This is a genomic window from Levilactobacillus parabrevis ATCC 53295 (genome assembly GCF_001434055.1).
Taxonomy (GTDB): Bacteria; Bacillota; Bacilli; order Lactobacillales; family Lactobacillaceae; genus Levilactobacillus; species Levilactobacillus parabrevis.
In genome coordinates, this window is sequence record NZ_AZCZ01000062.1 from 1 (window position 1) to 7272 (window position 7272).

The 7272-nt window shown below is 50.6% G+C and carries 6 protein-coding genes and 1 tRNA gene; 2 read left to right on the forward strand and 5 right to left on the reverse strand.

The window, feature by feature from the left end; all coding sequences use genetic code 11:
• Positions 1 to 47: 47 nt before the first annotated feature.
• From FD07_RS11325 to FD07_RS11335, 3 genes are all read right to left on the reverse strand, one after another.
• A tRNA-Arg gene (locus tag FD07_RS11325) sits at positions 48 to 120 on the reverse strand.
• A gap of 56 nt (positions 121 to 176) precedes the next feature.
• A complete protein-coding gene (locus FD07_RS11330; RefSeq protein ID WP_020090362.1) occupies positions 177 to 1508 on the reverse strand; it encodes a DEAD/DEAH box helicase in 1332 nt (443 codons plus the stop codon).
• Between the two features lie 15 nt (positions 1509 to 1523).
• A complete protein-coding gene (locus FD07_RS11335; RefSeq protein WP_020090363.1) occupies positions 1524 to 2525 on the reverse strand; it encodes a Gfo/Idh/MocA family protein in 1002 nt (333 codons plus the stop codon).
• Between the two features lie 167 nt (positions 2526 to 2692).
• Between FD07_RS11335 and FD07_RS11340 the strand changes: the two genes are divergently transcribed.
• Positions 2693 to 3070, forward strand: a complete 378-nt coding sequence (locus FD07_RS11340; RefSeq protein ID WP_020090364.1) for a DUF4828 domain-containing protein — start codon at positions 2693 to 2695, stop codon at positions 3068 to 3070.
• Between the two features lie 501 nt (positions 3071 to 3571).
• Here FD07_RS11340 and FD07_RS11345 read toward each other — a convergent pair.
• Together FD07_RS11345 and FD07_RS11350 are read right to left on the reverse strand one after the other, a co-directional pair.
• Positions 3572 to 4333: a GH25 family lysozyme gene (locus FD07_RS11345; protein ID WP_020090365.1), complete on the reverse strand. Its 762-nt coding sequence runs from the start codon at positions 4331 to 4333 to the stop codon at positions 3572 to 3574.
• A 74-nt stretch (positions 4334 to 4407) separates the two neighbouring features.
• Positions 4408 to 5316, reverse strand: a complete 909-nt coding sequence (locus FD07_RS11350; protein WP_020090366.1) for a MurR/RpiR family transcriptional regulator — start codon at positions 5314 to 5316, stop codon at positions 4408 to 4410.
• Between the two features lie 206 nt (positions 5317 to 5522).
• On the opposite strand from FD07_RS11350, the gene gntK reads away from it, so the two are divergent.
• Entirely contained in the window at positions 5523 to 7073 is a 1551-nt protein-coding gene (gene gntK / locus FD07_RS11355) for a gluconokinase (protein ID WP_020090367.1), read from the forward strand.
• The last annotated feature ends 199 nt before the right edge of the window (positions 7074 to 7272 follow it).

Below are 7272 nucleotides of genomic sequence, written 5' to 3' on the forward strand. Positions count from 1 at the left end.
CGTTAATGCTCGCCAGCTAACCGCCTGGCGCTGCACTCTTTTTACAATGTCCCCACCCGGACTCGAACCGGGATCATTCGCTTAGGAGGCGAGTGCCCTATCCAGTTGTGCTATAGGGACAATATCAATAATCCGCTTTTAAGTTTACCACGGATTATTTGATTTCAAAAGGTTAATTACTGTTGGGCATCGCGGTCGCGCCACTTCTTGCGCATACCCTTGTTCTTAGTGTGACGGTTCTTGTGTTTCTTTTTCTTAGACGGATTAGGCTCCTGCTTAGCACGTGACGTGTTAGGCTTGCCTGCTGGCTTTTCACCAGCGGCCACCCCCGTAGCCTTAGGTGTCTTGACGGTTACATCAGCACTTGGCTTTACCGTTGCCGCTTGCTTGGGCGTCACAGCGACTGGCTTCTCAGTCGTCAACGTCCGACCGCTGAAGTACAACGGGACTAAGTCGTAGTCGGTCTCCTTTAAGAGTTTCTTGAGATCCCGCAAATCATGGTCATCCCCAAGACTGATGACCTGCCCTGGTTCTCCCATCCGACCCGTTCGGCCAACCCGGTGAACGTACTCGTTCACGGAAGTTGGTAAGTCGTAGTTGATAACAGCTGGCAACTTAGGAATATCGAGGCCCCGGGCCGCCACATCAGTCGTTAACAGTAAGCGCGTCCGACCCAATCGGAAGTCCTGCAAGGCCTTCTCCCGTTGAACCTGACGAAGATCACTGGTCAGACTCGCTGCCGACATGTGTTCATGATAGAACCGCGTCGCCGTTTGCCGCAAGGTGTTGGCCTGTTTGAAGAAGACCAGTGCCCGGAAGTTTGGCATCGCCAGCATGCGTTTCAGCATCTGATCACGCTTACCCATGCCGACTTGTAAAAGGCCATGCCGGACGGTCCCCTGGGTGTTATCTTCTTGACGGACATCAATCCGGGTCACGGACTGGCCAAACCACTGGTCGAGTTCGTGAAGGATCGGCGTATCCGTTGCGGAGAAGAAACCCAGTTGAACATCGGCTGGCATGTCCTGTGCAATTGACCGCACCGTATCCAAGGTATCTCCCGTCAATAGGTCATCGGCCTCATCGACGATCAGTAAAGAAACCAGGTGTAACTTTAATTTCCGGTCGCTGACCAGGTTCAAGACTCGTCCCGGCGTTCCAACGATGACTTCCGGCCGCTTCTTCAGGCGTTCCGTTTGGCGTTTGACGTTGGCGCCCCCGGTCAGGGCAACCACCTTCAAATCCAACAGTTTTGCCCAGTCACGCATAACCCGGCTGGTCTGAATCGCCAGTTCCTGGGAGGGCTCCAACACGATCAGTTGCGTGCCGTCACCGGGTAACAGATTGGCTAAGGCCGGTAGCGTAAAGGCCACGGTCTTTCCTGAACCCGTTGGCGCGAGGCCCAAGACGTTCTGGTCTCCCGCTAGCGGCTCATAAACTGCCGTCTGAATTGCGGTCGGTTCAGTATAGCCCAAGTCTTTAAAATGAGCCTCGAATTGTTTTAACATTTATTTTCCTCTTTCTTAGTGTTGATCGGCTGGGAACTTCAAGTTAGCGGAGACCCGCAGATCGAATAATACTTGGTTGACCGTTAAACTCCACTGCAACCAGCGTTGGTAATCGGCCACGTTTTGTTTGTCATCCGGTGCTTCCAAAACCCGAGCAAAGTCTTCGGCTTCTGGCAACATTGGGTTGGCCAATTCAGCGGCACTCAAGTCGGTGGCCTGGCCACTAGCATCGCGTTCTTCGACATGGGTCAATTCCCCAGCACTATCGATGGTGATAGTTTCCTTCAAGCCATAAATTTCGGATAAGGCGTAGGAGTTACTAGTCTTCCCGAAGTTCACGGTCACATCGAAGTCACCGTAGCGTAGCATTGCCAAGCCCTTACCATCGGCTCCGGTTACAATGATCGTTGGGAAGAAGGCCACGTTCTCCGGTTGACCAAATAAGGCAATGGCCAAGTAAATTGGGTAGACCCCTAAGTCTTGGAGCGCCCCACCAGAGAATTCCTTGGTGAAGACGTTTGGTTGTTCACCATCCAAAACCTTGTCGTAACGGGAGGAGTACTTCATGTACGTTAACGCTGCCCCCTGAACGGTTGGCAGCGCCATGAGTGCCTTACTGATGGCCTTAAAGTTTGGCGTGTGAACGTGCCGCGCTGCTTCAAAGTACTTCACGGCTGGGTGTTGCTTGAGTTCGGCCATGATTGCGGCCATTTCCCGCCGGTTACTGAAGGCTGGCTTTTCAACGATGATGGAAATGTCGCGGTCAATCGCAGCCATCGCTTGCTTGAAGTGCAAGCTGTTTGGTGAGGCAATGTAGACCACATCCAAGTTGGCCTGGTCTAACATCGTTTCGTAATCAGTATAGCTCTTCTCGGCCTGGTTCTTCTGAGCGAAGGCATCCGCCGTCTCTTGGTGCCGGGAGTAGACCCCAGCCAGCGTGTAACGTTTCGATAAGGCTACCGCCTCGACCAATTGTTGCGTAATCCAGTTCGTCCCTACAGTTCCAATGCGAATCATTGCAATCCCTCCATCGATTTTCTATCGTTAACTTTATTCTAACAGTCGCATCGCGTTAGGCATAGCAATAGAATTAATTTTCTTTGAAATCTGGGAGAAAAAGCACCTGTTTTCTGTCCAGAAATGTTATATTGAGAGTAACTAATAATTCAAGGGAGGGATTACCGGTGAAAGGTCGGGAGCTCGCATTATTTGGCGTTTCACTAGTGGCTGGTTTAACAGGCGGATTCTCATTACGCAGAAAGAAAAAGCCCCAGCCCAGTGAGTCGCCGTTGTTTTATGTCGGTACGTGGCAGTTCGTTGACCCCCATAACCAGCGGCGCCACCGGTTAGAAATTAGTCCTAATCTTGACGTGCAGATCGATAACCATCAGCTACAGGTATCCGTAAAAAGTCTCAACGATCAACAGCTTACTTTTCAAGATAAGTTTGGCTATCACTTAACGATTCACGCCAACGAACGTCAACCAATTTCCTTTTTCGATGAAGCAGATGATTGTACTTACGCCATGAAGCCACTGGCATCGACGGATCAGTCCTCGTAGACTGGCGCGCATGCCGGGTTTTTAAATACTTAACGAAGCCGTAGCCCCGGATTGGGGACTACGGCTTTTGTTTGAATTGTGCAAAATTATCGCCTATGGCTGTCAGAGACTCTACCGCCGTAGGTACCGCTTGTGGCCAAGAAAATGATTCTTACCGTTGCCATACCTGGCGTCACCCCTGCATTCGTCTAACTAAGCTAATTTTCACCCTCTAACGCAAAAAAGCAGTAACCAAGCTGGCTACTGTTTCAATACAAATTAGTTTTCAAGAACACCAAGTCACGCAACTTCCCTGCCATTTAAGGCGGAAGTCGGCTCTGAAGATGCTCAGCTGTGGGAATTATCTAAGTGGCGACCTAGCCACTTAGATAATTGGTGGCTTTGAAACACGTTCCTCTGTGGTTCAAAGCCAAGCTCAGAGACCGCTCTTTGGCTCTGAGCGTCCGCCCTCAGCGTCCCGACATCTTCAGGGACGACTGGGAGCCGAAATTCAGGGTAATTTCACTTGGTGAAGGCATGCCAGTCGCGGCGAGTGCCGTTAAACACCGACTTGGCCACCGGCAGATTCTGCCCATTCTGCGTCACTTGCCCGTTGGCATCATACTCGATCAGTTTAACCTGCTGTGAATGCCCCGATAACTTGCCACCGGCGGTCCAGTAGTCCTGATTGGGGAGTACTGGCTTCACGAATTGGGTCAACACGGACTTGCTAGCAAAGATGACCACGCCTTGGTGGTAGTGGCTGCTGAGCAACCGTACCAACGTCTTAAGCTTCTGCCCCTGGGTTGCCATTTCTGTGTTATTACTATTATATTTACCATAATAACTAACCGCTACCATAATAGGTAAGGTTCCTGAATTTCTCTTAACTGTACTTTTAAAGTGATTGAACTGTCGCCGTGCCGAAGTGGTGAAGCTAAAGGTATGGGCCACCCCCACCTGAATATCGGCCCCTTGGGAGCGCGAATAGTTATCGCTAAAGTCATCATCGGTATATGTCGCCCCCGAGGTAGCTTGCAGGTAGACAAACGTCTCGCTCTTCGCCAACTGCTGAAAGTCTAAGTAACCGCTGTCCTGGTTAACCGTGACCCCACGAACGGGATAGCTAGCCACCTGAGCGCGCTGATGAGCGTCCCAACGGTACCAACCCCAGCCACTACCAACAACGAGCAGCACCAAGATCAGCACAACGAACCAACGGCGATACCGGTGGCGGCGCCGAAACGTGTTGTCATATATGGGTTGATAGTCGCGTCGTTTCACCGTCGATCACCATTCTCCTTCGTCAGGTATTCTACCGCCACGTTGGCGGTATGCCGTCCATTATACCATGACTGTTAGGAATCGTAACGGGTCTGCTCGATAACGTCTCTGACCCGGGTCAAGACGGGTTTAGTACGTGAAGAACTGCGCAAGACCGTCATCATAAAAAGACTGTCGAGAATCGTCATTTGCGAAATCAACGAGTACATCCCCTCTGAACGATACTTGACCTCATCCGTTAGAGATAGGAATGTGACCGCTGCCGCCTGAGCCAGCTCGGAACCACTGTAACTGGTAATCACAATGATGGCTACACCGTTACGTTTGAGCTCCCGAACGATCTCCAAGGTCTCATGATTTCGACCTGAGTGGGAAATCACAATCGCACAGTCCTGAGCCGTCATCCGGGCCGCCTGCATCAATTGAATATCGTAGTCTGGATGATAAGTCACATTCAGTGGCGTCCGCAAGAACTTATGATAGCCATCGAGAGCAGCAACGGCAGAGCCGCCCAAGCCAAAGAAAGCCACCGTTTTGGCGTTAATAATTTTGATGACGGCGCGGGCCAGATCATCTTCATTCAGCGCTTCGTTTGTTGCCCGTAAAGAATTTATGGAAAAGCGAAAGGTCTTGTTCGCAATCGTCGCGAGTGAATCCCCCTCGGCCAATTCTGGAAAACTATTCTGTTGCGGCGTCATTTCGGCGGCAGTATGGGCCAGAGCCATCGTAAATTCCCGATAGTTCGAGTAGTCCATCCGCTTAACGAAACGGGAAATAGTCGCGGTTGAGACCCCCGTGGCACTGGCTAATTCCTTAATCGTCATTTCACTGACCACGGCTGGGTTATCCAACGCCAGCTGGGCCACCTTTTTTTCCGTCCGAGACAACTGATCATACGTCCCCCGAATCTTTCCAATGGTTGAGCGTGCGATAATCGCCGCCCCCTTCCAACAATTTTTAAAAAGATTACCTTTTGTAAACATTTTACAACAATTCACTTGAAATGTGAAACTTCTTTTCATATAATAGTCGAAGCGGAAATTTTACATCTGCGCACTGAACGCTACCGTTTGACAGGTGTCTTGGCGTTTTATAAGCATTGTCGTTGCGTTCTGACGGGCGATGCGGTATCGTTCAAAGCAGGATGATTTTTTTCATTTAATAATCGCACCACGAAAGGAAGAGCACAATGGACTACATGATTGGGGTCGATATTGGCACGACCAGCGTTAAGACCGTTCTGTACGACACTACGGGTAAGATGCAAGGCTACTCCAACAATCTTTATCCCCTCTACCAAGATGTACCGGACATGGCTGAAGAAGATCCAGAAGAAATCTTCTCCGCCATCATTGACGGTTTGACGACCGTCTTACGGAAGGCAGACCTGAAGAACGGCGACCTACACGGGGTCTCCTTCTCCGCAGCAATGCACAGTCTGATTCTGTTGGACGAGAACCACAAGCCACTGACACGGGCCATCACTTGGGCAGATAACCGGGCCGTAAAATACGCTGACGAACTCCGTGAGAACGGTGTGGGTAAGCAACTTTACGAAAAGACTGGAACGCCAATTCACCCAATGACCCCCCTGAGCAAGCTGATCTGGTTGCGCAATGAACAACCAGACCTCTTCAAGCAAGCGCGCTGGTTCGTAGGTATCAAGGAATACGTCATCTACAAGTTATTTGGCGTGTTACAAGAGGACTACTCCATCGCCAACGCTACGGGGCTCTTCAACATCTTCAACATGGACTGGGACGACCAAGCCTTGGAAGTCGCTGGGATCACCCGCGACCAACTGCCAAAGCTGGTTGATACTACTGACCAAATCACTGGCATGAAGGCCGACTACGCTGGTGTCATTGGCATGGACGCCAACACGCCATTCGTTATGGGCGCTTCAGATGGTCCATTAGCCAACTTGGGGGTTAACGCCATTGATCCCGGTGTCGTTGCCGTGACCATCGGAACTTCCGGTGCTGTGCGGGTCGTCACTGACAAGCCAAAAATCGATCCTAAGGGCCGGGTCTTCTGTTACTACCTGTCCAAAGATCACTGGGTCGTTGGTGGACCAGTTAACAACGGGGGAATTGTCTTCCGTTGGGTTCGTGATCAACTCTTCGCACCAGAAAAGTTGACCGCAGAACAGATGCACGTGGATTCCTACGACCTCTTAACCGAGATTGCCGAGAAGATTCCAGCCGGTTCCGACGGTTTAATCTTCCATCCCTTCTTGGGTGGCGAACGGGCCCCAATCTGGGACGCTAACGCTCGCGGTTCCTTCTTCGGTCTGACTCGGACCCATTCACGGGCCCACATGGTACGGGCTGCTCTGGAAGGCATCGTCTACAACCTCTACACGGTCATGTTGGCCCTGGAAGAAGTTGTTGGCAAACCATCTAGCATCCAAGCAACGGGTGGCTTCGCCCGCTCTGCTCTCTGGCGCCAAATGTTGGCAGACATCTTTGAACAAGACGTCACGATTCCCGAGAGTCCTGAGGGAACTGCCCTGGGTGCCGCAACCTTAGGGATGTATGCATTGGGCATGATCGACGACCTCTCCGTTGTGAAGAACTTCATCGGCGTGGCTAACGTTCATCATCCCAACCCAGACACTTACAGTGCCTACCGCGCTCTAGTGCCAATTTACATTCGCCTGAGTCGGCAATTACAATCGGAATACAAGAACATTGCCGAATACCAACGGACACATGTTAATGTTTCCAAAGAGAAATAAGTAAGTCCCTTAAGTTTTCAGAAAGTAAGCTAACTTACAAATAAATTTATGAAACGTTATGGTGGCGATTTCAAAGTAAATCGGTTACAATAATGTTTGCTTACAGTGAAGAGCCGGTGCTGATGCATCGGCTTTTCAAAATTCTAAAAATGAAAGGGCTTACCTTATGGAACTTAGGTTCTAAAATATCTGTTGTTGG

What these genes read in the sequence shown, in the direction of transcription:
- FD07_RS11330 (WP_020090362.1), bottom strand. Translation starts at nt 1,508, where the DNA reads ATGTTAAAACAATTCGAGGCTCATTTTAAAGACTTGGGCTATACTGAA.
- FD07_RS11335 (WP_020090363.1), bottom strand. Translation starts at nt 2,525, where the DNA reads ATGATTCGCATTGGAACTGTAGGGACGAACTGGATTACGCAACAATTG.
- FD07_RS11350 (WP_020090366.1), bottom strand. Translation starts at nt 5,316, where the DNA reads ATGTTTACAAAAGGTAATCTTTTTAAAAATTGTTGGAAGGGGGCGGCG.
- gntK (WP_020090367.1), top strand. Translation starts at nt 5,523, where the DNA reads ATGGACTACATGATTGGGGTCGATATTGGCACGACCAGCGTTAAGACC.